This window comes from Vreelandella titanicae BH1, assembly GCF_000336575.1.
GTDB classification, from domain to species: domain Bacteria; phylum Pseudomonadota; class Gammaproteobacteria; order Pseudomonadales; family Halomonadaceae; genus Vreelandella; species Vreelandella titanicae.
Window position 1 is genome coordinate 605,992 of sequence record NZ_AOPO01000001.1, and the last position, 25,099, is coordinate 631,090.

At 58.9% G+C, this 25,099-nt stretch carries 23 protein-coding genes; 10 read left to right on the forward strand and 13 right to left on the reverse strand.

Features of this window, described 5'->3' with window-relative positions; translation table 11 throughout:
* Positions 1-77: 77 nt before the first annotated feature.
* The 5 genes from HALTITAN_RS02555 to HALTITAN_RS02575 are packed head-to-tail and all read left to right on the forward strand — an operon-like array spanning position 78 to position 6,111.
* Entirely contained in the window at positions 78-572 is a 495-nt protein-coding gene (locus tag HALTITAN_RS02555) for a formate dehydrogenase subunit gamma (protein ID WP_039857589.1), read from the forward strand.
* Positions 569-2,125 carry a formate dehydrogenase beta subunit gene (locus HALTITAN_RS02560; protein ID WP_039857592.1) on the forward strand — a complete coding sequence of 519 codons (1,557 nt, stop codon included), beginning with the start codon at positions 569-571 and terminating at the stop codon, positions 2,123-2,125. Before HALTITAN_RS02555 ends, HALTITAN_RS02560 begins: the two co-directional genes overlap by 4 nt.
* Entirely contained in the window at positions 2,122-5,013 is a 2,892-nt protein-coding gene (gene fdhF / locus HALTITAN_RS02565) for a formate dehydrogenase subunit alpha (RefSeq protein WP_039857595.1), read from the forward strand. The genes HALTITAN_RS02560 and fdhF overlap by 4 nt, the downstream gene beginning before the upstream one ends.
* Positions 5,010-5,855 (forward strand): formate dehydrogenase accessory sulfurtransferase FdhD, encoded by an 846-nt coding sequence (gene fdhD / locus HALTITAN_RS02570; protein WP_027957889.1) that lies wholly within the window; start codon positions 5,010-5,012, stop codon positions 5,853-5,855. The genes fdhF and fdhD overlap by 4 nt, the downstream gene beginning before the upstream one ends.
* A 10-nt stretch (positions 5,856-5,865) precedes the next feature.
* The gene (locus HALTITAN_RS02575; protein WP_027957890.1) at positions 5,866-6,111 is read left to right on the forward strand and encodes a formate dehydrogenase subunit delta; all 246 of its coding nucleotides are present in this window, start codon (positions 5,866-5,868) and stop codon (positions 6,109-6,111) included.
* A gap of 100 nt (positions 6,112-6,211) precedes the next feature.
* On the opposite strand, the gene HALTITAN_RS02580 is transcribed toward HALTITAN_RS02575, so the two are convergent.
* On the reverse strand, positions 6,212-7,999 hold the full coding sequence (locus HALTITAN_RS02580; RefSeq protein WP_009286149.1) for a methyl-accepting chemotaxis protein: 1,788 nt from the start codon (positions 7,997-7,999) through the stop codon (positions 6,212-6,214).
* A gap of 440 nt (positions 8,000-8,439) precedes the next feature.
* Between HALTITAN_RS02580 and HALTITAN_RS02585 the strand changes: the two genes are divergently transcribed.
* Positions 8,440-9,366 (forward strand): YihY/virulence factor BrkB family protein, encoded by a 927-nt coding sequence (locus HALTITAN_RS02585; protein WP_009286150.1) that lies wholly within the window; start codon positions 8,440-8,442, stop codon positions 9,364-9,366.
* Between the two features lie 2 nt (positions 9,367-9,368).
* Here HALTITAN_RS02585 and ureG read toward each other — a convergent pair whose 3' ends face one another.
* The 8 genes from ureG to HALTITAN_RS02625 form a co-directional block, all read right to left on the reverse strand.
* Entirely contained in the window at positions 9,369-10,007 is a 639-nt protein-coding gene (ureG, locus tag HALTITAN_RS02590) for an urease accessory protein UreG (RefSeq protein WP_009286151.1), read from the reverse strand.
* 29 nt (positions 10,008-10,036) lie between these two features.
* Complete coding sequence (locus tag HALTITAN_RS02595) at positions 10,037-10,792, reverse strand: urease accessory protein UreF (RefSeq protein WP_201764675.1); 756 nt, start codon at positions 10,790-10,792, stop codon at positions 10,037-10,039.
* Complete coding sequence (ureE, locus tag HALTITAN_RS02600; protein ID WP_039857599.1) at positions 10,782-11,309, reverse strand: urease accessory protein UreE; 528 nt, start codon at positions 11,307-11,309, stop codon at positions 10,782-10,784. The genes HALTITAN_RS02595 and ureE overlap by 11 nt, the downstream gene beginning before the upstream one ends.
* Before the next feature lie 174 nt (positions 11,310-11,483).
* A complete protein-coding gene (gene ureC, locus HALTITAN_RS02605) occupies positions 11,484-13,199 on the reverse strand; it encodes an urease subunit alpha (RefSeq protein WP_009286153.1) in 1,716 nt (571 codons plus the stop codon).
* On the reverse strand, positions 13,196-13,516 hold the full coding sequence (locus tag HALTITAN_RS02610) for an urease subunit beta (protein WP_039857602.1): 321 nt from the start codon (positions 13,514-13,516) through the stop codon (positions 13,196-13,198). Before HALTITAN_RS02610 ends, ureC begins: the two co-directional genes overlap by 4 nt.
* 153 nt (positions 13,517-13,669) lie before the next feature.
* Positions 13,670-13,972: an urease subunit gamma gene (locus HALTITAN_RS02615; protein WP_022521353.1), complete on the reverse strand. Its 303-nt coding sequence runs from the start codon at positions 13,970-13,972 to the stop codon at positions 13,670-13,672.
* 37 nt (positions 13,973-14,009) lie between these two features.
* Entirely contained in the window at positions 14,010-14,894 is an 885-nt protein-coding gene (locus tag HALTITAN_RS02620) for an urease accessory protein UreD (protein ID WP_009286154.1), read from the reverse strand.
* A 198-nt stretch (positions 14,895-15,092) separates the two neighbouring features.
* Positions 15,093-16,454 (reverse strand): diguanylate cyclase, encoded by a 1,362-nt coding sequence (locus HALTITAN_RS02625; RefSeq protein ID WP_009286155.1) that lies wholly within the window; start codon positions 16,452-16,454, stop codon positions 15,093-15,095.
* Between the two features lie 411 nt (positions 16,455-16,865).
* On the opposite strand from HALTITAN_RS02625, the gene HALTITAN_RS02630 reads away from it, so the two are divergent.
* Genes HALTITAN_RS02630 through HALTITAN_RS02645 form a run of 4 tightly spaced genes read left to right on the forward strand, consistent with a single transcriptional unit; the run spans position 16,866 to position 20,667 of the window.
* Entirely contained in the window at positions 16,866-17,834 is a 969-nt protein-coding gene (locus tag HALTITAN_RS02630; protein WP_009286156.1) for a metal ABC transporter solute-binding protein, Zn/Mn family, read from the forward strand.
* A 23-nt stretch (positions 17,835-17,857) separates the two neighbouring features.
* Positions 17,858-18,640, forward strand: a complete 783-nt coding sequence (locus HALTITAN_RS02635; RefSeq protein WP_039857604.1) for a metal ABC transporter ATP-binding protein — start codon at positions 17,858-17,860, stop codon at positions 18,638-18,640.
* Positions 18,641-18,643: 3 nt separating this feature from the next.
* Complete coding sequence (locus HALTITAN_RS02640) at positions 18,644-19,750, forward strand: metal ABC transporter permease (protein ID WP_009286157.1); 1,107 nt, start codon at positions 18,644-18,646, stop codon at positions 19,748-19,750.
* Complete coding sequence (locus HALTITAN_RS02645; protein WP_009286158.1) at positions 19,747-20,667, forward strand: metal ABC transporter permease; 921 nt, start codon at positions 19,747-19,749, stop codon at positions 20,665-20,667. Before HALTITAN_RS02640 ends, HALTITAN_RS02645 begins: the two co-directional genes overlap by 4 nt.
* A 97-nt stretch (positions 20,668-20,764) precedes the next feature.
* Here HALTITAN_RS02645 and urtE read toward each other — a convergent pair whose 3' ends face one another.
* Genes urtE through urtB form a run of 4 tightly spaced genes read right to left on the reverse strand, consistent with a single transcriptional unit; the run spans position 20,765 to position 25,091 of the window.
* Positions 20,765-21,472, reverse strand: coding sequence for an urea ABC transporter ATP-binding subunit UrtE (gene urtE, locus HALTITAN_RS02650; protein ID WP_009286159.1), 708 nt, complete (start codon positions 21,470-21,472; stop codon positions 20,765-20,767).
* Entirely contained in the window at positions 21,472-22,308 is an 837-nt protein-coding gene (gene urtD, locus HALTITAN_RS02655) for an urea ABC transporter ATP-binding protein UrtD (protein WP_009286160.1), read from the reverse strand. The genes urtE and urtD overlap by 1 nt, the downstream gene beginning before the upstream one ends.
* Positions 22,305-23,474, reverse strand: coding sequence for an urea ABC transporter permease subunit UrtC (gene urtC, locus HALTITAN_RS02660; protein ID WP_009286161.1), 1,170 nt, complete (start codon positions 23,472-23,474; stop codon positions 22,305-22,307). The genes urtD and urtC overlap by 4 nt, the downstream gene beginning before the upstream one ends.
* Before the next feature lie 3 nt (positions 23,475-23,477).
* The gene (urtB, locus tag HALTITAN_RS02665) at positions 23,478-25,091 is read right to left on the reverse strand and encodes an urea ABC transporter permease subunit UrtB (protein WP_039857605.1); all 1,614 of its coding nucleotides are present in this window, start codon (positions 25,089-25,091) and stop codon (positions 23,478-23,480) included.
* Positions 25,092-25,099 lie beyond the last annotated feature (8 nt).

Below are 25,099 nucleotides of genomic sequence, written 5' to 3' on the forward strand. Positions count from 1 at the left end.
AACCGTGATGCACGCCTTTTTAAATATGAAAAACAGTGCATATTTAAAACATAATAAACAGTAGTGAGGAAGGCACCATGAACCATTCCCAGGAGTGGGCGCCGCAGGCTATTCAGGCCGAGGTCGACGCCCTGAAGCACAAGCCCGGCGCCCTACTGCCGATCCTCCACGCCCTTCAGGATCGCATCGGCTTTATTCCTGAGGCAGCGGTGCCGATCATCGCCGATGCCCTGCACCAGACACGTGCCGAAGTGCACGGCGTCATCAGCTTCTACCACCACTTTCGCACCACGCCGCCGGGGCGCCACGTAGTGCAGATCTGCCGCGCTGAGGCCTGTCAATCGGTAGGGGCGCGCCAGCTCGAGGCCCACGCCAAAGCGCGATTGGGGGTCGATTACCACCAGACCACGGCGGATCGCGAAATTACTCTCGAGGCCGTGTACTGCCTGGGCAACTGCGCCTGCGGCCCGTCGATCCGCGTGGACGACAGCGTACGCGGCCGCGTCACGCCGGAAGCCTTCGATGAATTGATAGATGAGCTACAAACCCGGCCGCTGGAGGTGATGGGATGAGCGTCCGCGTTTATGTACCCCGCGATACCACCGCGCTTTCGCTGGGCGCCGATACGATCGCCAGCCGACTGGAGAGGGAGGCAACCGCACGCGGCCAACCCATCACGCTGGTGCGCAATGGCTCCCGCGGGCTGAGCTGGCTTGAGCCACTGGTGGAAGTCGACACCCCCATCGGCCGGTTCGCCTACGGCCCGGTAGCCCCCGGCGATGTCACCGCGCTGCTCGATAGCGGCCTGCTGGAAGGCAGCGTCAGCCACCCACTGGCGCAGGGCCCCACGGAAGAAATCGACTACCTCGCCCGCCAGCAGCGGCTGACCTTCGCGCGTATCGGTATTACTGACCCGTTATCGATTGAGGATTATCGCGCCCATAACGGTTTTTGCGGCCTGGAGGCTGCGCTGCAACGCGAGCCCCAGGATATCGTCGAGGAAGTCAAAGCCTCGGGGCTTCGCGGACGCGGCGGGGCGGCATTCCCCACCGGCATCAAGTGGCAGACGGTGCTCGATACGCCAGCCGATCAGAAGTACATCGTCTGCAATGCCGATGAAGGCGACTCCGGCACCTTCGCCGACCGTCTGGTGATGGAGTGCGACCCCTACATGCTGATCGAGGGCATGGCGATTGCCGGCCTCGCGGTGGGCGCCACCCAAGGCTATATCTACCTGCGCTCGGAGTATCCGCTGGCGAAAGAGATCCTCGACGAGGCCATTCGCCGCGCCGAACAGGCCGGGTATCTCGGCGACGACCTCCGCGACAGCGGCCGCGCCTTCCATCTGGAAGTACGTCTGGGCGCCGGGGCATACATTTGCGGCGAAGAGACATCGCTTCTGGAAAGCCTGGAGGGCAAGCGCGGGCTGGTGCGCTTCAAGCCACCGCTGCCCGCCATCGAGGGCCTGTTCGGCCGCCCTACCGTGGTCAACAACGTGCTCTCTTTAGCTGCAGTGCCGTTTATCCTCGCCGAAGGTGCCGAGGCCTACGCATCCCATGGAATGGGCCGCTCCCGGGGCACCCTGGCACTGCAACTGGCGGGCAACGTTCGGCGCGGCGGCTTGGTGGAGCTGGCGTTCGGTACCACCCTGCGCACCCTGATGGAAGCGTTCGGCGGCGGCACGGCAAGCGGCCGAACGCTGCGCGCCGTGCAGGTCGGCGGCCCGCTGTGTGCCTACCTGCCCGAAAGCCAGTGGGATATGCCGCTGGATTACGAAACCTTCGCCGAAGTCGGTGCAGGCGTCGGTCACGGCGGTGTGGTGATGTTCGATGACAGCGTCGATATGGCCGAGCAGGCGCGTTTCTCCATGGAGTTCTGCAAGGTGGAGTCCTGCGGCAAGTGTACGCCCTGTCGTATCGGCTCGACCCGTGGCGTGGAGGTAATCGATCGCATTCGCGCCAACGACAATCGCGAGGCCAACCTCGCCCTGCTGAGTGATCTTTGCGAAACGATGGTAGACGGCTCGCTCTGCGCCATGGGCGGCATGACCCCCTTCCCGGTGCAGAGCGCCCTGAAACACTTTTCTGAGGATTTCCAGCGGACGGCAAACGGAGACAGATCATGATTCAGCACTTCGACCCCAGCCAGCATGCCAGCAACGCCGGGCACAGAAAAGACCTAGGCACGCCCTTCCCTGCTCAGGCCGTCGGCACTGCCTCGGTGAGCCTTGATATCGACGGCGTGACGATCAGCGTGCCGGAAGGCACTTCGGTGCTGCGCGCTGCGGCGCTGGCGGATATCAACATTCCCAAACTCTGCGCCACCGATAGCCTGGAAGCCTTTGGTTCCTGTCGACTGTGCGCCGTGCAGATAGAGGGGCGTCGGGGCTTTCCCGCCTCCTGCACCACGCCGGTGGTGCAGGGTATGAAGGTGACCACCCAGAACGAACGGCTGGCCAAGCTGCGTCGCAACGTGATGGAACTGTACATCTCCGACCACCCGCTGGACTGCCTGACCTGCCCCGCCAATGGCGACTGTGAGTTGCAAGACATGGCGGGCAGCGTGGGGCTTCGTGAGGTGCGCTACGGCTTTACGGGCGAGAGCCATCTGGACGTCGTCAAGGACGAATCCAACCCCTACTTCACCTTCGATCCCAGCAAGTGCATCCTCTGTTCGCGCTGCGTGCGCGCCTGCGACGAAGTCCAGGGTACTTTCGCGCTAACCATCGATAGCCGCGGGTTCGACTCCAAGGTGTCGGCGGGCCAGAACGACGCCTTCATGGACTCGGACTGCGTCTCCTGCGGGGCTTGCGTGCAGGCCTGCCCCACGGCCACGCTGATGGAAAAAAGCGTGATCGATCACGGCGTGCCGGATAGAAGCGTGGTGACCACCTGCGCCTACTGCGGGGTGGGCTGCTCGTTCGAAGCCCAGATGAAGGGCGATCAGTTGGTTCGCATGGTGCCCTACAAGGGCGGCGACGCCAACCACGGCCACTCCTGCGTGAAGGGGCGCTTCGCCTTTGGCTACGCCACCCACCCGGATCGCCTGACCACACCGATGATCCGCGACAGCATCGACCAGCCATGGCGCGAAGTAAGCTGGGAAGAGGCGATCGGCTTTGCCGCAACCCGTCTCAAGGCGATTCAGGCCGAGCACGGCCGCGAGAGCATCGGCGGCATCACCTCGTCGCGCTGTACCAACGAAGAGACCTATCTGGTGCAGAAGCTGATTCGCGCTGCATTCGGCAACAACAATACCGACACCTGCGCACGGGTCTGCCACTCGCCCACCGGCTACGGCCTGAAGACCACGCTGGGCGAATCCGCTGGTACCCAGACCTTTGATTCGGTGATGAAGGCGGACGCCATTATCGTGATCGGCGCCAACCCCACCGATGCCCACCCGGTGTTTGGCTCGCTGATGCGCAAACGCCTGCGCCAGGGGGCGAAGCTGATCGTCGCCGACCCTCGCCGTATCGACCTTTTAAAGACCCCGCACATGAGCGAGGCCCAACATCTGCCGCTGCGCCCGGGCACCAACGTGGCGCTGGTCAACGCGCTGGGTCACGTGGTGGTGACGGAAGGTCTGGAAGACAAGGCGTTCGTGGCCAAGCGCTGCGACACCGATGCCTATAACAGCTGGCGTGAGTTTATTGCTGAACCGCGCCACTCCCCGGAGGCCACCGAAGCGATTACCGGCGTACCCGCCGAGGCCGTGCGCCAAGCCGCGCGTACCTACGCCATGGCAGGCAACGGTGCCATCTACTACGGGCTGGGCGTCACCGAACACAGCCAGGGTTCGACCATGGTGATGGGCATTGCCAACCTGGCCTTGGCCACCGGCAACATTGGTCGCGAAGGCGTGGGTGTCAACCCGCTGCGTGGCCAGAACAACGTCCAAGGTTCGTGTGACATGGGCTCCTTCCCCCATGAGCTGCCTGGCTACCAGCACGTGGCCGACCCTATCGCCCGCGGCCGCTTTGAGGCCGTGTGGGGCGTGAAACTGGACGACGAGCCGGGGCTGCGCATTCCCAACATGTTCGATGCTGCCATCGAAGGCACCTTTAAGGCGCTTTATGTTCAGGGCGAGGATATTGCCCAGTCCGATCCCAACACTCAGCACGTCGAGGCGGCGCTCACGTCGCTGGACTGCCTGATCGTGCAGGATATCTTCCTCAATGAAACGGCCAAGTTCGCCCACGTACTGCTGCCGGGTTCAAGCTTTCTGGAGAAGAATGGCACCTTCACCAACGCCGAGCGGCGCATCAACCGGGTGCGCAAGGTGATGCCGGCGCTGGCAGGCAAGGAAGACTGGCAAGTCACCCAGGATCTGGCCAATGCGCTGGGCTACCCGATGCACTATACCCACCCTTCCGAAATCATGGACGAGATCGCTCAGTTGACGCCAAGCTTCGCGGGCGTCAGCTACGCCAAGCTGGAGGAACACGGCAGCCTGCAGTGGCCCTGCAACGCCGAGTACCCGCTGGGCATGCCGACCATGCACGAGGTTGAGTTCCCCATCGGGCTGGGCCGCTTTGCGATTACCGAGTACGTGGCCACCGAGGAGCGGGCCAACCGCCGCTTCCCGCTACTGCTCACCACCGGCCGGATCCTTAGCCAGTACAACGTGGGAGCCCAGACCCGGCGCACCGACAACCAGCGCTGGCACGACGAGGACGTATTGGAGCTACACCCTTCTGACGCCGAGCTACGCGGCATCCGCGACGGCGACTGGCTGGGCATCACCAGCCGTGCCGGCCAGACGGTGCTGCGTGCCCGGCTCAGCGAACGTATGCAGCCAGGCGTGGTTTACACCACTTTCCACCACCCCGGCAGTGGCGCCAACGTCATCACCACGGACAACTCGGACTGGGCCACCAACTGCCCGGAGTACAAGGTCACGGCAGTGCAGGTGGAGAAGGTCAGCCAACCTTCGGCCTGGCAGCAACGCTTTAGCGCCTTCGACCTGGCCCAGCGTGATTACCTGGCCAAGGCCCAGCAGGAGGTTCCATGAGTTCACCTATGAACGGCACGGCGCCAGCGCCGCAAGCAGCCCTGATGCGCCAGCGGGTGGAAGTGCACCGGGGTACCAACGGCTGGTACGCCGATGCCCAGGAGGATCTACTGGCATTGGAAAGGCCAGTGGCACTGGTCTACAACGGCATCTCCCACGCAGTGATGATGGCCAGCCCGACGAATCTTGAGGAGTTTGCCCTGGGCTTCAGCCTTTCCGAAGGTATCCTGGCAAACGTTGACGAGTGCTACGATCTAGACATCCACGAACAGCCTCAAGGCCTCACCATTCATCTCACTATTGCCAGCCAGCGAATGGCCGAGCTCAAACAGCGGCGGCGAAGCCTGACAGGACGCACTGGCTGCGGGCTATGCGGCACCGAAGCCCTGGAGCAGGCCATACGGCCGATTCCCCATGTCATGGCGCCGCCGTTGAGTGATGCCGCCATCCAGCGTTCCCTGCGGGAGCTGTCCGCCCACCAACCGCTGCAGGCGGCCACTGGCGCCAGCCACGGTGCCGCCTGGTGCGATGTTTGGGGGAACATTAGACAACTGCGCGAGGATGTCGGTCGGCACAACGCCCTGGACAAACTGATCGGTGCGCTCGCCCACGAGGCCAGCCCGCTAGGTGAGGGGTTCGCGCTCGTCACCAGTCGCGCCAGCTACGAGATGGTTCACAAGTGCGCCAGTGCCGGCATTGGCGCACTGGTGGCTGTCTCGGCGGCCACCGCCCTGGCTGTGGAGCAAGCCCAGGCGTCGGGGCTGCTGTTGGCAGGCTTTGCACGGCCCGGCCGCCATTTGATCTACCATCGACCCGCTACGGCGGCAATGGCCACGGCTTAGGAGAGACACCATGTCGTCGCACCACGATAACCAGCTGATTCACATGACCAACCAGATCGCCGCTAACCTGGGCGGCGGTCGCGATGAAGAAACGGCGGCAGCGGCCACCTGCCGCCACCTGGAAACCTTCTGGGCACGCTCCATGAAGCATCGCCTGGTCGCCACACTGGAGCGCGAGGATGCCCCGCTTTCACCGCTGGCAAAGCGGGCCGTCATCTTGCTGGCTGAAGGACTGGCCAGGCGGCATGCCGGATAAGCATCACCGTCGTTAACGCAACGGGGCTTGCCAAATGGCAAGCCCCGTTTTTATACCCATCTTTCCCAAGCGCTGATATCACAAGCACTGGTAGTGAACGTTAGAACTCTTCCCACTCATCTGCAGCATGCTTTGCCGGTGAGGGCTTTGATGATGGCTGTGATGAGGAGTGCGATGAAAGCGCAGGGCGCTTCATGGCGCTATCACTGCCACGTTGCTGAGGGGTCGGAGACGCTAGCGCTTCGTGCCGCGGCGTGGGCTCATCGTCACCAAGTACGAAGGAGTTGATTAACTGATTCAGGTGCTCCGCATGGCGGCGCATATTGGCGGCAGCGGTGGTGGACTCCTGCACCATGGCGGCGTTCTGCTGGGTCATGGTGTCCATTTCAGCCACGGCAGTGTTGATCTGGCCAATACCGCTGCTCTGCTCTTTAGCGCCAGCGGTGATCTCACCGATTACATCGGTGACTTTCGCCACGCTGGAGACAATCTCACGCATGGTATCACCGGCGCTGCGTACCAGCTTCGCACCGGAGTTAGTGTGCTGAACCGATGCATCAATAAGCGCACGAATCTCTTTGGAAGCATCGCTGGAACGACTGGCCAGAACCCTAACTTCTTGTGCCACCACGGCAAAGCCGCGGCCATGCTCACCTGCCCTTGCGGCTTCCACCGAGGCATTAAGCGCCAAAATATTGGTTTGGAAGGCAATCGAATCGATCATGCTGATGATGTCACTGATGCGCGATGCGGAGTCGTTAATATCGCTCATGGTGCTTTCCACCTGCCCCATCGAGGTCTCACCTTCGCGGGCTACATCAGCAGTAGACTGCACCAGCGTATTGGCCTGCTGGGCATTGTCGGCGCTGTGATTAACGGTCGAGGTGATCTCTTCCATGGAAGCTGAGGTTTGTTGCAGGTTCGCGGCCGCCTGCTCGGTACGGGTGGCAAGCTCATCAGAGCTTTGTGATATCTCCCCCGCGGCCTGGTGCACGCTGAGCGTACTGCTGCGTACATCACGAAGTGTGTTCTGCATCCGCGCTACAAAGGCGTTGAATTGAACGCTAAGCTCGCCAATTTCGTCACCGCTTTCAACTGCTAAGCGACGGGTTAAATCACCGCGCCCCTGGGCAATATCGTGCATAGCCGCAGTAGTGCGCTTGATCGGCCCCAGCGTGCGACGCACCAAGCCATACGCTATCAGTGCAATCACAATAAATAGACCCAGACCCAACAAGGAGGCAAATATAATGCCCTGGCGCAAATCGGCGGCGGCCGCGGCTTCAAGTTCGGCAATAGCATCGTCAGCATCGGTGACATAAACGCCTGCACCAATGAGCCAGTCCCATTTTTCAAGGCGGTCAACGAAGGAGTGCTTGGGTTCAATTCTGTCGGTACCTGGGTAATCCCACATATAGCTGTAGAAGCCCCCGCCACTCTGAGCAAGCTGAATGATCTCGCGAATCAGATAAGTGCCATCGGGGGTTTGCGCGTCGATCATGTTGGTACCTTCACGCTCCGGTGCAGGCGCCGTGACGATATTGTTACCGTCATAGTCGTAGATAAAAATGTAGTTGTTATCTTCAAAGCGCATGGAACGCACCAGCTCGGCTACCTGCTGCTTGGCTGCCTCATCGTTGGCACCGGCTTGTTCGTAAATGGGCTCGATGGCAGAAGTCGCCATCTGGACGATATCGCGCACCGCATGGCGGCGCTCTTCAATCAGCATTTCACGCTGGTTTGCCAACGTATCGCGGGTGTCTTGGGCGCTGCTGTAGGCTTTAAACCCGACCAGCACAACCGTCACTAACAGAAGAGGGAGCAGTACAAGCATCAGCACCTTGGTTTGTAAACCAAGGGCTCGTTTGGGAGCAGAAGGAGTGGACATATGTGAGCAAGCTCCAGAGTCAGTCTTGAGTGAAGAGTTTTTAGTAGTTATAGGAGCCTTATCGACCTAAAGTGCACGAACTTTACCAGTTTTTTATTTTTTTTACTTAAGATTCAAATAATTAGCAACTAATAGTTAGGTTCATAACCTAAGTTAAGGTTATTCATAAAGTAAAGGTTCACTGTGAGGATGTGGTGGCCAGGGATGGCCCGTTTTAAGCAAGTCGCTTAACCACAATCTTCGGTTGCCCTGACCTCCCTACCGCCTGGTCAGGGCGACCTTTTTGTTTGTAGGGCGGTAAGTTAGCTTCTGCCTCTTACTACTCTCTCCTGAAGCCAGATCAGGCAATTCGGGACTTCCTTGATATTTGCCCTTGTTATTTGCCATTGCCATCAGCGTATCATGGCGATAGGGCCTAATGTCCAAGGAGAATAGCAAGCATGGTTCGAAACCACCCATTTGTTAGCGCTGTCTTGCTCCTGCTCCCTAGGTTGGTTCACTTTGCTTGGCGCGTATTATGCAATTTCCTGAAAAATCACGGTGTCCTGCTGGCCGGCGGAGTGGGCTACAACATCCTGCTCTCTATCGTGCCGCTTTTTGCCGTGCTCGTTGTGCTGTTAACCCAAGTCGTCGATCAGCAGCACTTACTCAATGTGCTGGCCGTACAGGCACGCCATATGGCGCCTGCCCACGCGGAAGTGTTGCTGGAGGCCGTTCGCAGCCTGCTGGAATCGCGAGATGTGATTGGCATTCTGAGCTTTCCCATTCTGCTCCTGTTCAGCTCATTCGCCTTTCGTATGCTGGAAGACGCCCTGGCGATCATTTTCCATGCACCGGATAGCCCGCATATCAAACGCAGCATTTGGGTTTCGGTAATGTTGCCCTACGCCTTTATGGTGGTACTGGGGGCGGCGCTTATGGTTCTCACGCTGGTAGTCACCCTGGCCAGTTCGCTTAATACGCTGGTGATGCTGCTATTTGAACGGGAACTGCCGCTGGCGGGATTTTCCGAGCCGGTGCTTAACCTGGCCAGTTTCACTGGGGTGTTCCTGCTGTTCAGCGCTATCTACAAAGTGCTGCCGGTGGTGCGCATCGCCTTACGTCGGGCAATCGTTGGGGGCTTTGTGGCAGCACTGCTGTGGGAGGGGGTTCGGCTGTTGCTGGTTTACTATTTCGCCAATCTCTCGTTCGTTAACGCCGTCTACGGTTCGCTGGCAGCGCTGGTGGTCGTACTGATTAGCCTGGAAGTGGGCGCCATCATTTTACTGCTGGGCGCCCAGGTGATTGCCGAATTAGAGCGCAATACCCGCCTTGGCTTGCCATGGCACGTCGACCCCAATCGCCAACCAATTACGCGGGTCGATTGACGTTAGCTAGCGGTCACTTCGGCCTGCGGACGCCGCTCATCAAGCATCCCTTTATCGAGAATAAAGCGGATAATCTCCTCAAGCCCTACTCCGTCATAAAGATTGGTGAACACGAAGGGCCGCTCGCCGCGCATTTTCTTGGAGTCGCGCTCCATTACCTCTAGTGAGGCGTGCACCTGCTCGGCGATATCGATTTTATTGATAATCAGTAGATCCGATTTGGTAATGCCCGGCCCACCCTTGCGGGGGATTTTGTCGCCTGCCGAGACGTCGATGACGTAGAGCGTTAGGTCGGAAAGCTCGGGGCTGAAGGTCGCCGAGAGGTTGTCGCCGCCCGACTCGACCATGACCAGTTCCAGCTTCGGGTGACGCGCCTGGAGCTCATCAATGGCCGCCAAGTTCATCGAGGCGTCTTCACGAATGGCAGTGTGCGGGCAGCCGCCGGTTTCCACGCCCAGAATACGGTCCGCTGGAAGGGCATCGTGCTTGAGCAGGAAGTCGGCGTCTTCGCGGGTGTAGATATCGTTAGTGACTACGGCGATATCGTAGTAATCACGCAGCGCTAAACAGAGTTGCTTGAGCAGTGCAGTTTTGCCGGAACCAACCGGGCCACCCACACCAACGCGTAAACAGTGAGTCATTGTTCTCTCCTCGTTAACTTCTAGGCCATCTAACTTCGAAACAGGCGCGAATATTGGGTTTCGTGCAAGGCGCTAGCCAGTGCCAGACCGGGCAGCACCGGGCCCAGCTCTTCATCATCCAGCGTAAGTGCCTGATTAACGGCATTCACTAGCGCGGGGCGCAGTTGTTCAATTACTCGCTGGGCAGCGGTGTGGCCAAGCGGCAAGGCTTTACAGGCCACCGCTAGCTGGTTCTCCATCCACGCCCAGGCAAACCCCAGCAGCGTTTGGCGAACAGACACGCCACGGACGTGGGCCGTGTAGGCAAACAGCGTTACATAACCTGCTTGGGGCGGAAGCAAGGGTGGGAGTAATCCCTCACTTTGCAACTGCTGCTCTCTCGGCAACAAGTTCAAGCTGCCCAGTAGGCGTTTTAGCGAGGCGCCCAGCCTGCTATCTTCGGCGGCGAGCTCGGCGGTTTCCCGGGTAGCAGCCAGCCACTCATCCCACGCGGCAATTGATTTACGACCTTCTGCCATGTCCGCCTGGCCAAACGCCTGACCAAACGCATCATGCAACCGCGCCAGCACTGGCAGTTCGCAGCGGGTTAAGCCATCTTCCAGCACACCGTTTAGCCACTCGGCGAGGCTGGCTTCATCGCGCACCCAGTCCAGCTCAAAGGCGCTTTCCAGACCTTGGGAAAAGACAAAGGCGCCGATGGGCAACGCTGGGCTCACCAACTGCATCAGCCCTAGCAGCGCTAGCTCATCACTTTGGCTTTCTAGCGCAGTGAGTTCAGTGGGCATGGTGGTGCTCATGCGAGTGGTCATGATCGTGGTCGTGTGAATGACCGTGCGAATGACCATGTGAATGTCCGCCACCTACTTGGTTATAAGCACCCGGCTCCGGGTCGAACGTTGCGTTGTGGTGCTCTAGTTCGGCACCTAACAGCTCGGCGAGCTCTTCCAACACATGATCCGGCGGGAAGCGCACCCAGCCGCCCTTTTCATCTTCACCCAGCGCCAGCTGCACGTGGCGATTGCCCAGGTGGTAGGCCAGCCGCGCCAGCGGTAAGCCAGTACTCACTCGCGCGGTAACCACCGGTTCTACCGTGGCGCAGACACGCACCACTTCGCCGCTTTCGGCTTTTAGACCTTCGCCGCTGCGCAGCACCGGGCCGCGATCCAGAAACAGACCCAGTTCGCGGCCGCTATCGCTTTGGGCTTTTAAGCGCCCGCGAATACGTAGCTCAAAGGGTAGCGTGAGCGTATCGCTCGCCGCGCTTTCCTCTATCGGCCCTAAGCGTTCTATGAGTTTAAGCATTGGTATCATCCTGTTCAGAACCTGCAGTTAAGCACCCAGTAGCCGAGCCGGGGGTAGGTCGTAGTGAGGGTCTTTTGCCATGGATGGCAAAAGTAGCGTACAGGGATGTATTTACAGCGCCCTCACGTAGACCTACCCCCGGCACTGCACTTGCTGGCGGTCATAGTGCGCTATTCAAAATAAATGATAACGCTGAGCCAGCGGCAGTTCGGTGGCGGGCTCGCAGGTTAAAATTTCGCCATCGCAGCGCACTTCGTAGGTTTGCGGGTCGACGGTTAGTTCTGGGCAGGCATCGTTTAGCTTCATATCCTTTTTGCGCACTTGGCGCACGTTTTTGCACGCCGCCAGTTCGCTATTTAGCCCCAGTGTCTCTTTGATGCCCGCATCCAGCGCGACCTGGCTGACAAAGCTGAGCCGGGTTTGGCTGGCCGCACGGCCAAAAGCGCCGAACATATAGCGGTAATGCACCGGCTGCGGGGTGGGAATCGAGGCATTAGGATCACCCATGGGCGCCGCCGCAATCATGCCGCCTTTGATCATCATCGCTGGCTTGACGCCAAAGAAGGCCGGTTTCCAAAGCACCAGATCCGCCAGCTTACCGACTTCGATGGAACCTACTTCGTGAGCGATGCCGTGAGTGATCGCCGGGTTAATGGTGTACTTGGCGATATAGCGCTTGGCGCGTAGGTTATCGGCACCCAGGGCTTCGTCTTCCGGCAACAGGCCGCGCTGCACCTTCATTTTATGGGCGGTTTGCCAGGTGCGGCAGACCACCTCACCGACCCGCCCCATGGCTTGGGAATCCGAGGCAATCATCGAGATCACGCCCAAATCGTGGAGGATATCCTCAGCGGCGATGGTTTCCCGGCGAATGCGCGAGTCGGCAAAGGCCACGTCCTCAGGGATATTGGGATCCAGGTGGTGGCACACCATCAGCATATCGAGATGTTCGTCGATGGTGTTGACGGTGTAGGGCCGCGTTGGGTTGGTAGAAGAGGGCAGCACGTAGGCTTTCGAGCAGGCAGTGAGAATATCCGGGGCGTGGCCGCCGCCAGCGCCTTCGGTGTGGTAAGTATGGATACAGCGCTCTTTAAACGCGGCCAGGGTGTCTTCCACAAAGCCCGACTCATTCAGGGTGTCGGTGTGGATCGCCACCTGCACATCATAGGCATCAGCGACGTTAAGGCAGTTATTGATCGAGGCAGGCGTGGTGCCCCAATCTTCGTGCAATTTGAGGCCCATGGCGCCTGCTTGGAGCTGGAGCTCTAGGGACTCAGGCAGGCTGGCGTTGCCTTTGCCCAGAAAGCCGATATTCATGGGCATATCGTCCACCGCTTGCAGCATCTTACCGATGTGCCAAGCGCCGGGGGTACAGGTGGTTGCGTTGGTACCAGTCGCCGGACCGGTGCCACCGCCCAGCATGGTGGTGATACCGCTCATCAGCGCTTCTTCGACCTGCTGGGGGCAGATAAAGTGGATATGAGAGTCGATACCGCCTGCGGTCAGGATCTTGCCTTCGCCGGAGATGATTTCGGTGCCGGGGCCAATGACGATTTCAACATCAGGCTGTACGTCTGGATTGCCTGCCTTGCCAATCGCCGCGATGCGGCCATTTTGAATGCCCACGTCGGCTTTGACGATACCCCACCAATCCAGAATCAGCGCGTTGGTAATCACGGTATCCATTACCGTGTCGTCAGCACGCTGGCTTTGGCCCATGCCATCCCGGATGACTTTGCCGCCACCGAATTTCACTTCGTCACCGTAGTGGGTGGCGTCCTGTTCGACTTCAATCCAAAGCTCGGTATCGCCCAGACGCACGCGGTCGCCCACCGTGGGGCCATACATATCGGCGTAGGCTTGCCGACTGATCTTATTAACCGGTTTCATTGCTTACCTCCGTCGAGCGTACCCATGACATCGCCGCGAAAACCGTAAATTTCCCGATTGCCGACATAGGGAATCAACGTGACTTCGCGGGTCTGGCCAGGCTCAAAGCGAATCGCCGTGCCTGCGGCCACGTCCAGGCGAAAGCCTCGGGTTTTGTCGCGATCAAACACCAGCGCCGGGTTGGCTTCGGCAAAGTGGTAGTGGGAGCCGATCTGGATCGGGCGGTCGCCGGTATTGGCCACCTCGACGCTAATCCGCTCACGCCCCGCGCACAGCTCGATATCACCTTCTTTTAACTTGTACTCACCGGGAATCATTTGGTTGCTCCTTTGTTTTTTTGTGAGGTGTTAGGCGAGAGGTGTGAGGTGTAAAGAGAGAGGTATGAGGGGTGCGTAACCCACTACTACTCACCCCTAACTATTCACTCCTCACCCCTCACAATCCACCCCTCACTCCTCACAATTAACCCCTCACACAATTGGCGTATGGACAGTGACCAGCTTGGTACCGTCAGGGAAGGTGGCTTCGACCTGAACCTCGTCGACCATCTCGGCGACACCGTCCATCACATCCTCACGGCTAAGGATTTCGCGACCATAGCTCATTAAGTCCGCTACGCTGCGGCCATCCCGGGCGCCTTCCATAATCTCGAAGCTGATCAGCGCCACCGCTTCCGGGTAATTGAGTTTTAAACCACGCGCCTTGCGGCGCTCCGCCAATTGGGCGGCTGAGAACAGCAGCAGCTTGTCTTTGTCTCTTGGGGTTAATTCCATGGAATGTGTCTCCAGCAGTGCATCGCAGTGATGCTAATTAGGTTAGCCAAATTCGTGGTGTATGTGCTTCACGCTCGATCCAGCGGGGGCGAAGCAGTTGCCAAGCCTGTTCGCATAACGCCCAGGCTTCGTTACGCGAGTTGCCTAAATAGCGCAGCAGCAGAACACCGTGGCGGACGGTGACCGCCCAGCGCGGGTTATCCGGCAGCGCTTCACGCAAGGCTTCAATGGCAGCAGGCGCGTCGGCAATCCCCACTGCCCAGAGCGTGGCCTGCACCGTGGCACCGCCCTGCCCCCAGCGCCCGGCAAAGCGTGGGTGTAGTGGGTCTAGCGGTTGGCGCTCTAGCCACAGCGGTTTGCCATCCAGGGTTAAGCGGAAGTGCTGCTCAATACGCCCGGAAACATAGGGTAAGTCGCTGGCCGGGCGGCCCAGTGCCATCACTTCCCAGCCCAGGCAACGGGCGCTGCCGTGAAGGTCAATTTGGGTGCGCTGTTCACCCTTGGAACCATCAAAGGCGATGGTCTCCTGGGGCAGCCACTCCAGAGTCGCGCCATCTTCAACGCTCAACCGGGTATGCTGCGTCCATGCCACGCCCTGGCTGTCGGCTTTATAGAGTTTATTGGCAGCCGGAGTCGTCAGCAGCGCATGGGCACCGCTCTCTACATGGGCACTAATGGTAAGCGCATCGCCGCTGACTAACCCGCCCGGCGGGTGAAGCACATAAACATGACAAGCCTCACTACGCCCTTCGGGATAGAAAGGGCGCTGCACCCGCAGTGGTCCCTGATGACGCGCCTGCACCATGCGAGTAGCACTGCCCCGATGAGCGAAGGTGAGTGCTAACGAAGCCGCCCAATGGCGGCCTGCATCGAAGCGGTGGCCAGAGGCAATGTGTGGTTTGGCGAGTTCGCACAGGATCATGGGTTGCTACCGCTTCCTTTTCACTAAGCCTTTGACATAGGTAAGCAATTAATGCGCCAAAATGGTGAAAAGCCCTGCTGTGCGGTCAATGGTAGGGATGAACGGCGGTGGCTTGCAGTGCTACGCATCCAGGCGCACCAAAACAGAACGATATCAGACCCAACATGCACCAAATAAATGCACTCACTCTTCACACCATTACTGCACAACGACCCGGTCACGACCGCCGCGCTTCGCTTCATAAAGGGCTTGATCAGCCCGCTGCAAGGAGTGGTGATAGTCCGGGTGGCCATCGTGAAGCGTTACACCCACGCTAATCGTCACGTTCAGCAGCGTATCGGCGCCAGCGAGCATTAGCTCTTTAGCCACCGATTGGCGTAAACGCTCAGCAAATAACCGGCTGCCGTCATGGTCAGTATTGACCAGCACAATCAAAAACTCCTCGCCGCCCATGCGAAACACGTAATCACCCCCACGGGTGGAGCGATCAAGGATGCTCGCCACCTGCTGCAGCACGTTGTCGCCGGCGTCGTGCCCATGAGTATCGTTGATCGATTTGAAGTGGTCGATATCTACCATTAACAGCGCAAAGCAGTGCTCCGAGTGGCGGGCAATGTCTATTTCACGGCTAAGCACCACTGACAAAAACTTGCGGTTGAGCAACCGGGTCAAGCTGTCGCGCCCCGCATCCAAACCGGAGGCGCGCTCTAACACATTGTCGAGCAGCATCAACACCGTACGGGCGGCATCACGAATCTCGCCCAGCGCCTTAAGTCGCTGGCTAGCATCGTCATGTAGCAGCACTTCCAGCCACTCACAATCCACTTGCTGAATATGGCGTGAAATAGTGGCAATCTCCGGCACGCCCTCGAACGCATGGCACGCTTTATGGAAGTACCACAGACCAAAATCGGAATTGGATAACCGCGGCAGCGTGGCTATATCCTGCTGGGCGGCGATGGCAAACATCAGCGCATTCTCCCAATTCAACAGCGCCGAACGCTGGCGTTCACGCTCGTCGCCAATGCTCTGGGTGAGTGAAAACAGCTTGTACGCCTCTTCGGTGCGCGCATTACGGTCACTGGCCACCGAGTAGGCGTGGCTCATGATTTCCATGGCCATATCAATATGGTCGGAGACGTACACCGAGGCATCCCCCGGCGATAGCGGGCTTTTGAACGTGGCGTTGATCTGCTCATAAAACGCCTGCTTAAGCTGCCGCGCTCCGCTTAGCACCAGGTTGACCGGAATATCGATGCGGGCATGCACCTGCCCCACTTTTTCCTGCTGCTCAACCAGGGACTCAAAATCGGCGTGATCGACGGCAAACATGGCCTTCAGCCAGCGCTGCATTGAGGGGTGTAAACGCTGCTCCACTTGAGCGTTGGAGAGAAACAGCGAAGCATGCGGGTCTTCCAGCATCACCCGGTAAAAGTGGTCAGCAAAGTTTTGGCCGTGGTGCTCTACCAACGTCTCGACTGCTTGCCGCAACGGTTTGGGCGTGCGCTCCAGAAGCGCTTGCCACTCGGCGGCGAGCTGATGTTTATCTTTATAGCGCATACCCCACCTGCTTCTTATTGATCAACAGCCAATATTACACGCCAAGCATTTTCGTCAACCGAACACAGAGCAGGGTTTTAGCGAATAAACCCACAAGCGGCTCGCATGGCGGCGCGGCAGCGGTGCTTCGCCATACTATAGGGCCAATCGGTAAGCGAGTGACGCTCCAAAACATAACCAAGGCCTGTTGATGCCTTACCTGGCGTAGAGGTACGTGAGTAGCACACCTTGCGCTTACTCCCGCCATAACTCAGGCTCCCCTTTTCAGCCCACCTCAGCGCCTTTTATCCGCTTGACATTTCATGAATAGCGCCACAAACTTAGCCAAGGCTATACTTCTTTCCTCGGGACAATCAGTTTACACAAAGCAATTTCAGCCCATCTACCTCATGACGAGTCTGGAGCTAAATAATGGCAACAAAATATGCCGTGATTCTATTGGGAACGCTGCCTTTTAGTGCGTTGGCAACTGCCGATGAAACGCCCTTAAACGTGGTGGCAACGATTGGGATGATTGCAGATGTAGCGCAGGAAGTAGGCGGCGAATGCGTTAATGTGGAAGCCATGATGGGCCCCGGCGTAGACCCCCACCTGTATCAGGCAAGCGCTAGCGACGTGGCCTTGCTGCGGGGCGCCGAACACATTCTCTATTCAGGCTACTCATTGGAAGGACAGCTGGGGAGTGTGCTGGAGAATTTCTCGGCACGAACACCCACGCTTGCCGTGGCGCCCGCTTCCATTGATCCGGCGTCGTTGATCACCGCTCAGGATGTCTACGGAGTCGACCCTCACCTGTGGATGGATGTCTCTTTATGGGCCCAAACACTGCCCACCCTAAGCGATGCATTGAGCGAAGCACGCCCTGAGTGCGCCACGACGATTGAAACCAATACCGAGCGTTATCAGGCTCAGTTGCTAGCCTTGCATGAGTGGGTTAAAGAGAGCATTGCCAGCATCCCCGAAGAGCAGCGTATTCTTGTCACCGCCCACGACGCTTTCAGCTACTTTGGTCGTGCCTATGACATTGAGGTGGAAGGGATTCAGGGCATCAGTACCGAAACCGAAACTGGGATCGCCGATATTCGCAGCATGGCGGATAGCGTTGTTGCCCGTAACGTGCCCGCCATATTTGTCGAGAGCACCATCAACCCGCGCACCATTCAGGCAGTGATCGATGCCGCAAGGCAGCAAGGCCATGATGTGACCATCGGCGGCCAGCTTTATTCCGACGCCATGGGCGATGAAGGCACGGTAGATGGTACCTATATGGGCATGATCTACCGTAACACCCAGCACATTGTCGAGGCGCTAGGCGGTTCGCTGGCCCCGCTGCCAAAGGCACTGGATGACTGGGCCAGCGAGTGGCAACTCGCTCAATAAGCATTCGATAAGGCAGTGCATCCATGGCGATATTCAACCCTACAGACACCGCACTGAGCATTAAAAACCTGACGGTGAGCTACCATAACCAGCCCGTGCTATGGGATATCGATCTGGATATCCCCGCCGGTGTCATGGCGGGCATTGTCGGCCCTAACGGGGCGGGCAAGAGCACGTTGATCAAAAGCCTCCTGGGGCTGGTGCCGTCGCTGTCAGGCGAGGTGATGGTGCATGGGCGGCCTTACGCCACGCAGCGTAAACGGGTGGGCTACGTGCCCCAGCGCTCAAGCGTTGACTGGGATTTTCCCACCACTGCACTGGATGTGGTCACCATGGGGCTTTACGGGCGTTTAGGTTGGCTCAAAAGACCGGGGCGAAAAGAGCGCCACGAGGCGCAGGAAGCACTTGAGATGGTCGGTATGAGTGCCTTGGCTGAGCGCCAGATTAGCCAGCTCTCAGGTGGCCAGCAGCAGCGCGTATTTTTGGCCCGTGCGCTGGTGCAGCAAGCCGATGTGTATTTTCTTGATGAACCCATGGCGGGCGTCGATGCCACCACCGAGCGGGCCATTATCGATATCCTGCGCCGCCTGCGCGACGCGGGCAAAACGCTAATTGTGGTACACCACGATCTGCAAACGGTTCGCACCTACTTTGACTGGCTACTGCTACTCAACGTGCGAGTCATCGCCAGCGGCAAGGCCGAGGAGGTGTTCAAGATCGATCACCTGCGCCAGGCTTACGGCGGCCAAATCGCGCTACTTAACGACAATGAATCGTTAATGTTTTCCGCCTCAAAGGTGAAGTAACCCATGGTGTGGCTTGAGCTTTTATCTGACTACACCTTTCAGAATGTAGTCATTGGCGCCTCGCTGCTGGGGCTGATCAGCGGCCCGCTGGGCTGTTTTGCGGTGCTGCGTCGCCAAAGCCTGCTGGGAGACGCAATTTCCCACGCAGCCCTTCCCGGCATCTGTTTAAGCTTTATCATCACCGGCAGCCGGGATATTGGCGGGATTATTATTGGTTCACTGATCACCGGCTCCGCCGCCGCGCTGATTATGCTGATGCTAACGCGCTTAAGCCGCCTGAAAACTGACGCAGCCCTGGGCGCCTGCCTGAGTATCTTTTTTGCCGTGGGTATCGTTCTGCTCACCTATATACAGAGTACCAATAACGCCTCCCAGGGCGGTCTTGAGGCCTTTCTGTTCGGTCAGGCCGCCGCGACGCTGCGCTCCGATTTATGGGTGATGGGCAGCATTACGCTGGTTACGCTGCTGCTGCTTGCCGTCTTCTGGAAACAGGCCAAGCTGGTCACCTTTGATGCGGAGTACGCCCGCACGCTCGGCATGCCTATCACCGTGATTGAAGCATCGCTCACCGCTATGGTTGCGCTAGCAGTCGTCGTCGGCCTGCAGATGGTCGGTGTGATTTTGATGGCCGCCATGATCGTGGCACCCGCGGCCGCCGCCCGACAGTGGAGCCGCCACCTAGGCGGCATGCTCACCATCGCCGCAGGCGTCGGTATTGTCAGTGGTGTTTCAGGGGCAACCATCAGCACCCTATCGCGTGGCCTGGCAACCGGCCCGCTGATTGTCCTTACCGCAACCGCCATCGTGCTTATATCGTTGGCATTGGCGCCCGGCCGTGGCCTGCTGTGGGGTGTGATAAAGCACTATCGCCAGAAGTCAGCGCTGCAGAAACAGCAGCTACTTTATGCGCTATATAAACACTCGGCCGATCCCTCATGCGCCCCCTCAACACTCGGTTCACGCAGGATGCTCAACAAGCTTAAGCAGCAAGGCTACCTAACCCGCTCTCCACGCGGTGCCACCCCAAGCGACGGCGGCTGGGGGCTAACGGCACAGGGCCAGGCGGAGGCTAGAAGAGTGATCGCGGCTTTTGAGGAATTAGCATCATGATGGCAGAGCTACTGACCACAACTGCCCTGCCCATTATGCTAGTGGGCGCGATGGTAGGCATCGCCTCCTCGGCGGTGGGCACCTTTTTAGTGCTCCGCGGCAACAGCATGTTATCCGACGCAATCAGCCATTCGATTGTGTTTGGCATCGTCATCGTCTGGCTGCTGACCAAGCAACAGAGCGGGCCGGTACAACTGATCGGGGCCGCCCTCACTGGGCTGTTAACCGTCTTGCTCACCGAAGCCTTAGCGAGCACCAAACGGGTCAAGCAGGATACCGCTATCGGCCTGGTCTTCCCGGCTCTGTTCTCTATCGGCGTGCTGCTGTTGAATATTTATGCCAATGATGTGCATATCGACACGCATACCGTGCTGCTCGGGGAGATCGGTTTTGTCTGGCTGGATACACTCGACATCTTCGGCCTGCCCATCCCTCAGGCGCTGGTATCGATGAGTGTGATGACGGTGCTCAACTACGCGTTTATCGGACTCTTTTATAAGGAGCTGAAGCTGGCCACCTTCGATCCGGCGCTGGCCAAAACGTTCGGCTTTATGCCCTCGATTCTTTTCTATGTGCTGCTAATGCTAACTAGTTCCACTGCTGTGGCGGCCTTTGATGCGGTAGGCGCGGTGTTGTTTATCGCCTTTGCCATTGTTCCCGCCTCCGCCGCCTATTTGCTGACTGACCGGCTGTGGATGATGTTTATCATCGGTGCGCTAATTTCTATCGCCTCGAGTATTTCTGGCTACTACCTCGCAGTGTATCTCAACGTCTCCATTGGCGGCATGATGGCCGTCATGACTGGCGTATTCCTGATGCTCGCCTTTCTAGCAGGGCCACGCTACGGCGTGATTACCCAACTGGTCAAACGCCAACGGGCACGCCAGGCGCCGGTGGAGCCTCCGCCCAGCGTTTGAAGCCCAGCTTTTGGAAACACCGCTCATCCGCGCGCAAAAAAGCGACCGCCTTTCGACAACCGCTTGGCCGGGCAGGCGGTAACCGGGTGTGGATAACTTAAACCGTCAGATGCTGCTTGATCAGCTCATTGGAGAGCTCGCTGATCTCCCCTTTGGCCACCGGTCGGCCGCGATCCATAATCACAAAGCGGTCGGCGTATTTACGGGCAAAGGGCAGCTTCTGCTCCACCAGTAGTACCGTAAGGCCATCCTCGTTGATCAACTGACGAATCACCTGACCAATTTGGGCGACGATATTGGGCTGAATGCCCTCACCTGGCTCGTCCAAAATCAGCAGTTTGGGTTCGATGACCAGTGCGCGGCCAATCGCCAGCTGCTGCTGTTGCCCACCGGAAAGGTCGCCGCCACGGCGGTGTTTCATCTCTTTAAGCACTGGGAACAGCTCATAGACCCGCTCGGGAATCTTTTTTAGCCCGTCACTGCGGGCGGCAAGGCCGGTGCGCAGGTTCTCCTCTACGGTCAGCAGCGGAAATATCTGTCGCCCTTGAGGCACGTAGCCAATTCCCAACCGCGAGCGCGCCTCAACGGCTTTTTTAGTCAGCTCGATCTCGCCTGCCTCGGCGGTATAGCGCAGCTCGCCACTTTTGATGGCCACTTCGCCCATCACGGCTTTTAGCAGCGTGGTTTTGCCCACGCCATTGCGTCCCATCACGCAGGTGCACTGGCCAGCAGGCACCTCAAGGTCAAGATCCCAGAGGGTGTGGCTTTCGCCGTAAAACTGGTTGAGCTTTTCGATCGCTAGCATCAGGCGGCCTCCTCGTCATCGGCACCCAGGTAGACCTCGATTACTTTGGGGTCGCTGGAGACTTGATCCATGGTGCCTTCCGCCAGCACGCTGCCCTGATGCAAGACCGTCACCTGGCGGGCAATCGAACGCACAAAGCCCATATCATGCTCCACCACCACCACGGACTGTTTACCGGCCAGCCCGGTGAGCAACTCGGCAGTGCGCTCCATCTCCTGCTCGGTCATGCCCGCCACCGGTTCATCCACCAGCAGTAGACGCGGGCGCTGCATCAGCAGCATGCCGATCTCCAGCCACTGCTTCTGGCCGTGGGAAAGAATGCCCGCAGGTTGATGGCGCAGTGCTGTCAGGCCAATGGTTTCCAGTACGTCATCGATGCGGTCTTTGATCTCGCCGGTCATGCGGGCGGTCAGGGTAGGAAAAATCCGCTTGTCGGCGGCCATGGCCAGCTCCAGGTTTTCAAATACCGACAACGCTTCGAAAACCGTGGGCTTTTGAAACTTGCGGCCAATGCCCAGGCTGGCAATATCAGGCTCGTTCATGTGCAGCAGGTTATGGCGGCTGCCAAACCATACGCTGCCGCTGGTGGGGCGGGTTTTGCCGGTGATGATATCCATCATGGTGGTTTTACCCGCCCCGTTGGGGCCGATAATGCAGCGCAGCTCACCGTCGTTGATGGTTAGGTTGAGGTTATTGATGGCTTTAAAGCCATCGAAGCTCACGGTGACATCTTCCATGTAAAGGATCGGCCCGTGGCGAACGTCCACCGGCGAGGCTTGGGGCGCCATAAAATCGAACACCCGATCACGCTGGGACAGCGATTGCAGCAAACTCATGCGGAGGCCTCCTTGGATGTCTGTTGATGATCAGGGTTAGCCGAATCGTCGCGCTTGCGACGCTTGAGGTAGCGAAACAGCCCCGCTACCCCCTTGGGCAGAAACACTGTGACCAGTACAAACATCGCACCTAATGCAAACAGCCAGGCATCAGGCATGACGCCGGTAAAGATGGTTTTGGCATAGTTAACCAAAATGGCACCAATCACTGCGCCATAGAGTGTGGCGCGACCGCCCAGTGCGACCCACAGCACAATCTCGATGGAGAAAATCGGCGAGAACTCGCTGGGGTTGATAATCCCCACTTGCGGCACGTAGAGCGCCCCCGCCAGGCCTGCGAGCATCGCCGAGACCACAAACACAAACAGCTGAAAGCGCTCGACCCGATAACCGAGAAAGCGCGTACGCGCTTCGGCATCCCGAGTGGCCACGCTGACCCGCCCCAGCTTGCTGGTCACAATCGCACGGCACAGGATATACCCCAGCGCCAGCGCAACGCCGGTGACCAGGAACAACCCTAGGCGCGTGGCATCGCTGCGCAGGTCAAAACCGACGATTTCGCGGAAGTCAGTCAGGCCGTTATTACCGCCGAAGCCCATCTCGTTGCGGAAGAAAGCCAGCATCAAGGCAAAGGTCAGTGCCTGGGTGATAATCGACAGATATACCCCGGTGACCCGTGAGCGAAACGCCAAGAAGCCGAACACTAACGCCAGCAGCCCCGGCGCCAGCAGAACCATGGCAAAGGCGAACCAAGCCATATCGAAACCGTGCCAGAACCACGGCAGACTGTCCCAGTTCAGGAACACCATAAAGTCGGGCAGCACCGGGTGGCCGTAGGTACCGCGATCGCCAATCTGGCGCATCAGGTACATGCCCATGGCGTAACCGCCAATGGCGAAAAAGGCGCCGTGGCCGAGGCTCAAAATGCCCAGATAGCCCCACACCAGATCCACCGCCACGGCCAGCAACGCGTAGCTTAGGTACTTACCGAACAGGTTGACCGTATAGGCACCCACATGCAGTGGGTTATCCGGCGGCACTGCCACGTGCAGGATGGTGACCAGCGCCAGCGCGGCCAGTAGCACGCCGAGAAAAATCTGCGTAGAGCGCTCGCTGAATGGGCGTGTTAGCCAAAAATTCGTCGATGATTCGGTCGTTAAAGACATCGTTTAGCCCTCCGCAGCCCGGCCCTTCTGCGGGAAGAGTCCACGCGGGCGTTTCTGAATGAATAGGATAATAAAGACCAACACGATAATTTTGGCCAACACCGCGCCTGCCCAGGGTTCCAGCACCTGGTTAATGACCCCCAGCGATAGCCCGGCCACCAGCGTGCCCCACAGGTTACCCACGCCACCGAACACCACCACCATGAAGGAGTCGATGATGTAGTTCTGCCCCAGGTTGGGGCCGACGTTGGTGAGCTGGGAGAGCGCGACCCCGGCAAGCCCGGCCACACCCGAACCTAGCGCAAAAGTCATGATATCCACACGAGTAGCACGAATGCCCATGGAGCGTGCCATGGCGCGGTTTTGGGTCACGGCGCGCACCTCAAGCCCCAGCCGCGTGCGACGCATAATCAGCATCAGCCCGGCAAACACCACCAGCGCAAAGCCGAGCACGTACATGCGGTTGAGGGTTAATGAGAGCGCATCGTTAACCACCAGCGAACCGCTCATCCACTCGGGAGTGATGACGGTACGGTTAAGCGGTGAAATCACCGTGCGCACCAGCTGCTGCAGAATCAGGCTGATACCGAAGGTGGCTAGCAGCGTCTCCAGCGGACGGCCTTTGAGGAACTGGATAACACCGCGTTCGATCGCCACACCAGCCAAAGCGGCGACCATAAAGCCCGCGGGAATCGATAGAATCAACGCCAGCCCAGGCTGGCCGGGCAGCAACTGCTGCATCGCCCAGGTGGTGTAGGCGCCCAGCATCATCAGCTCGCCGTGGGCCATGTTGATCACACCCATGACCCCGAAGGTGATCGCCAGGCCAATGGCCGCTAGCACCAGCACTGAGCCGAGGCTCAAGCCGAAATAGAGCGTTTCCAGACCGCGATTGATTTTGAGCTGCTGCTCAATGCCCGCCAGGGAAGCGGCAGCGGCGTTGGCGACGACGGGATCATCGCTATTGGCTGCCCGGCTCAATGCCACGCGGGAACGGGGGTGTAGGCTGCCGTCCAGCGCTTCGACCCCAGCCATTTCGCCCGCTTCGGCGCGGTAGATCGCCACGGCCTGGGTCAGCCGGTAACGCACCTGCTCGTCCTCTTCCTGTTCGATCAAGTCGTCGAGAGTGGGCACCAGCTCACCATCTACTTCACCTAACAGGCGCTCGGCCGAGGTGCGGCGGCGTTCCACATTAGGCGAGTAGAGGTCAACCACCGCAATGGCGCTGCGCAGCTGATTACGTAGGTTGTTGTTGATGCCGATACGCTCCAGATCACGGCGGGACATCTCGCCCAGCGCTTCGCCGGTCAGTACATCGGCCACCGGCCAGTCGCGGCCACGGTTCTCGAGCACCAGCACAAAGCGGCCATCTTCGGTACGCTGCAAGCGGCCATCCAGCAAGGCCTGCAGCCAGTCTCGGGCGCGTTCGTCATCGCTTTGCAAAATGGCGGTGATTGCGTCGCCTTTGTCAGCGTAAGATTCAACGTCCAGCGCCTCTAACAACTCGAGCGCGGCGTCATCGTCGGCAGTATTCGTGGAGCTCGTTTGTGCTTGGGCGGTCACTGTGATGCTTAACAACAGTAGGCACAGCAGCCCTAAGGAAAGGAAACGCCTCATGGGGTTCT

Excerpts from the sequence above, each read along its gene's own strand:
- ureC (WP_009286153.1), bottom strand. The coding sequence starts at position 13,199 with ATGAAACCGGTTAATAAGATCAGTCGGCAAGCCTACGCCGATATGTAT.
- HALTITAN_RS02630 (WP_009286156.1), top strand. The coding sequence starts at position 16,866 with ATGGCAACAAAATATGCCGTGATTCTATTGGGAACGCTGCCTTTTAGT.
- HALTITAN_RS02635 (WP_039857604.1), top strand. The coding sequence starts at position 17,858 with ATGGCGATATTCAACCCTACAGACACCGCACTGAGCATTAAAAACCTG.
- HALTITAN_RS02645 (WP_009286158.1), top strand. The coding sequence starts at position 19,747 with ATGATGGCAGAGCTACTGACCACAACTGCCCTGCCCATTATGCTAGTG.
- HALTITAN_RS02555 (WP_039857589.1), top strand. The coding sequence starts at position 78 with ATGAACCATTCCCAGGAGTGGGCGCCGCAGGCTATTCAGGCCGAGGTC.
- HALTITAN_RS02610 (WP_039857602.1), bottom strand. The coding sequence starts at position 13,516 with ATGATTCCCGGTGAGTACAAGTTAAAAGAAGGTGATATCGAGCTGTGC.
- HALTITAN_RS02595 (WP_201764675.1), bottom strand. The coding sequence starts at position 10,792 with ATGCCCACTGAACTCACTGCGCTAGAAAGCCAAAGTGATGAGCTAGCG.
- urtC (WP_009286161.1), bottom strand. The coding sequence starts at position 23,474 with ATGTCTTTAACGACCGAATCATCGACGAATTTTTGGCTAACACGCCCA.
- HALTITAN_RS02585 (WP_009286150.1), top strand. The coding sequence starts at position 8,440 with ATGGTTCGAAACCACCCATTTGTTAGCGCTGTCTTGCTCCTGCTCCCT.
- HALTITAN_RS02625 (WP_009286155.1), bottom strand. The coding sequence starts at position 16,454 with ATGCGCTATAAAGATAAACATCAGCTCGCCGCCGAGTGGCAAGCGCTT.
- ureE (WP_039857599.1), bottom strand. The coding sequence starts at position 11,309 with ATGCTTAAACTCATAGAACGCTTAGGGCCGATAGAGGAAAGCGCGGCG.
- HALTITAN_RS02560 (WP_039857592.1), top strand. The coding sequence starts at position 569 with ATGAGCGTCCGCGTTTATGTACCCCGCGATACCACCGCGCTTTCGCTG.
- urtD (WP_009286160.1), bottom strand. The coding sequence starts at position 22,308 with ATGAGTTTGCTGCAATCGCTGTCCCAGCGTGATCGGGTGTTCGATTTT.
- fdhF (WP_039857595.1), top strand. The coding sequence starts at position 2,122 with ATGATTCAGCACTTCGACCCCAGCCAGCATGCCAGCAACGCCGGGCAC.
- HALTITAN_RS02640 (WP_009286157.1), top strand. The coding sequence starts at position 18,644 with ATGGTGTGGCTTGAGCTTTTATCTGACTACACCTTTCAGAATGTAGTC.
- HALTITAN_RS02575 (WP_027957890.1), top strand. The coding sequence starts at position 5,866 with ATGTCGTCGCACCACGATAACCAGCTGATTCACATGACCAACCAGATC.
- HALTITAN_RS02615 (WP_022521353.1), bottom strand. The coding sequence starts at position 13,972 with ATGGAATTAACCCCAAGAGACAAAGACAAGCTGCTGCTGTTCTCAGCC.
- fdhD (WP_027957889.1), top strand. The coding sequence starts at position 5,010 with ATGAGTTCACCTATGAACGGCACGGCGCCAGCGCCGCAAGCAGCCCTG.
- HALTITAN_RS02620 (WP_009286154.1), bottom strand. The coding sequence starts at position 14,894 with ATGATCCTGTGCGAACTCGCCAAACCACACATTGCCTCTGGCCACCGC.
- ureG (WP_009286151.1), bottom strand. The coding sequence starts at position 10,007 with ATGACTCACTGTTTACGCGTTGGTGTGGGTGGCCCGGTTGGTTCCGGC.
- urtB (WP_039857605.1), bottom strand. The coding sequence starts at position 25,091 with ATGAGGCGTTTCCTTTCCTTAGGGCTGCTGTGCCTACTGTTGTTAAGC.
- urtE (WP_009286159.1), bottom strand. The coding sequence starts at position 21,472 with ATGCTAGCGATCGAAAAGCTCAACCAGTTTTACGGCGAAAGCCACACC.
- HALTITAN_RS02580 (WP_009286149.1), bottom strand. The coding sequence starts at position 7,999 with ATGTCCACTCCTTCTGCTCCCAAACGAGCCCTTGGTTTACAAACCAAG.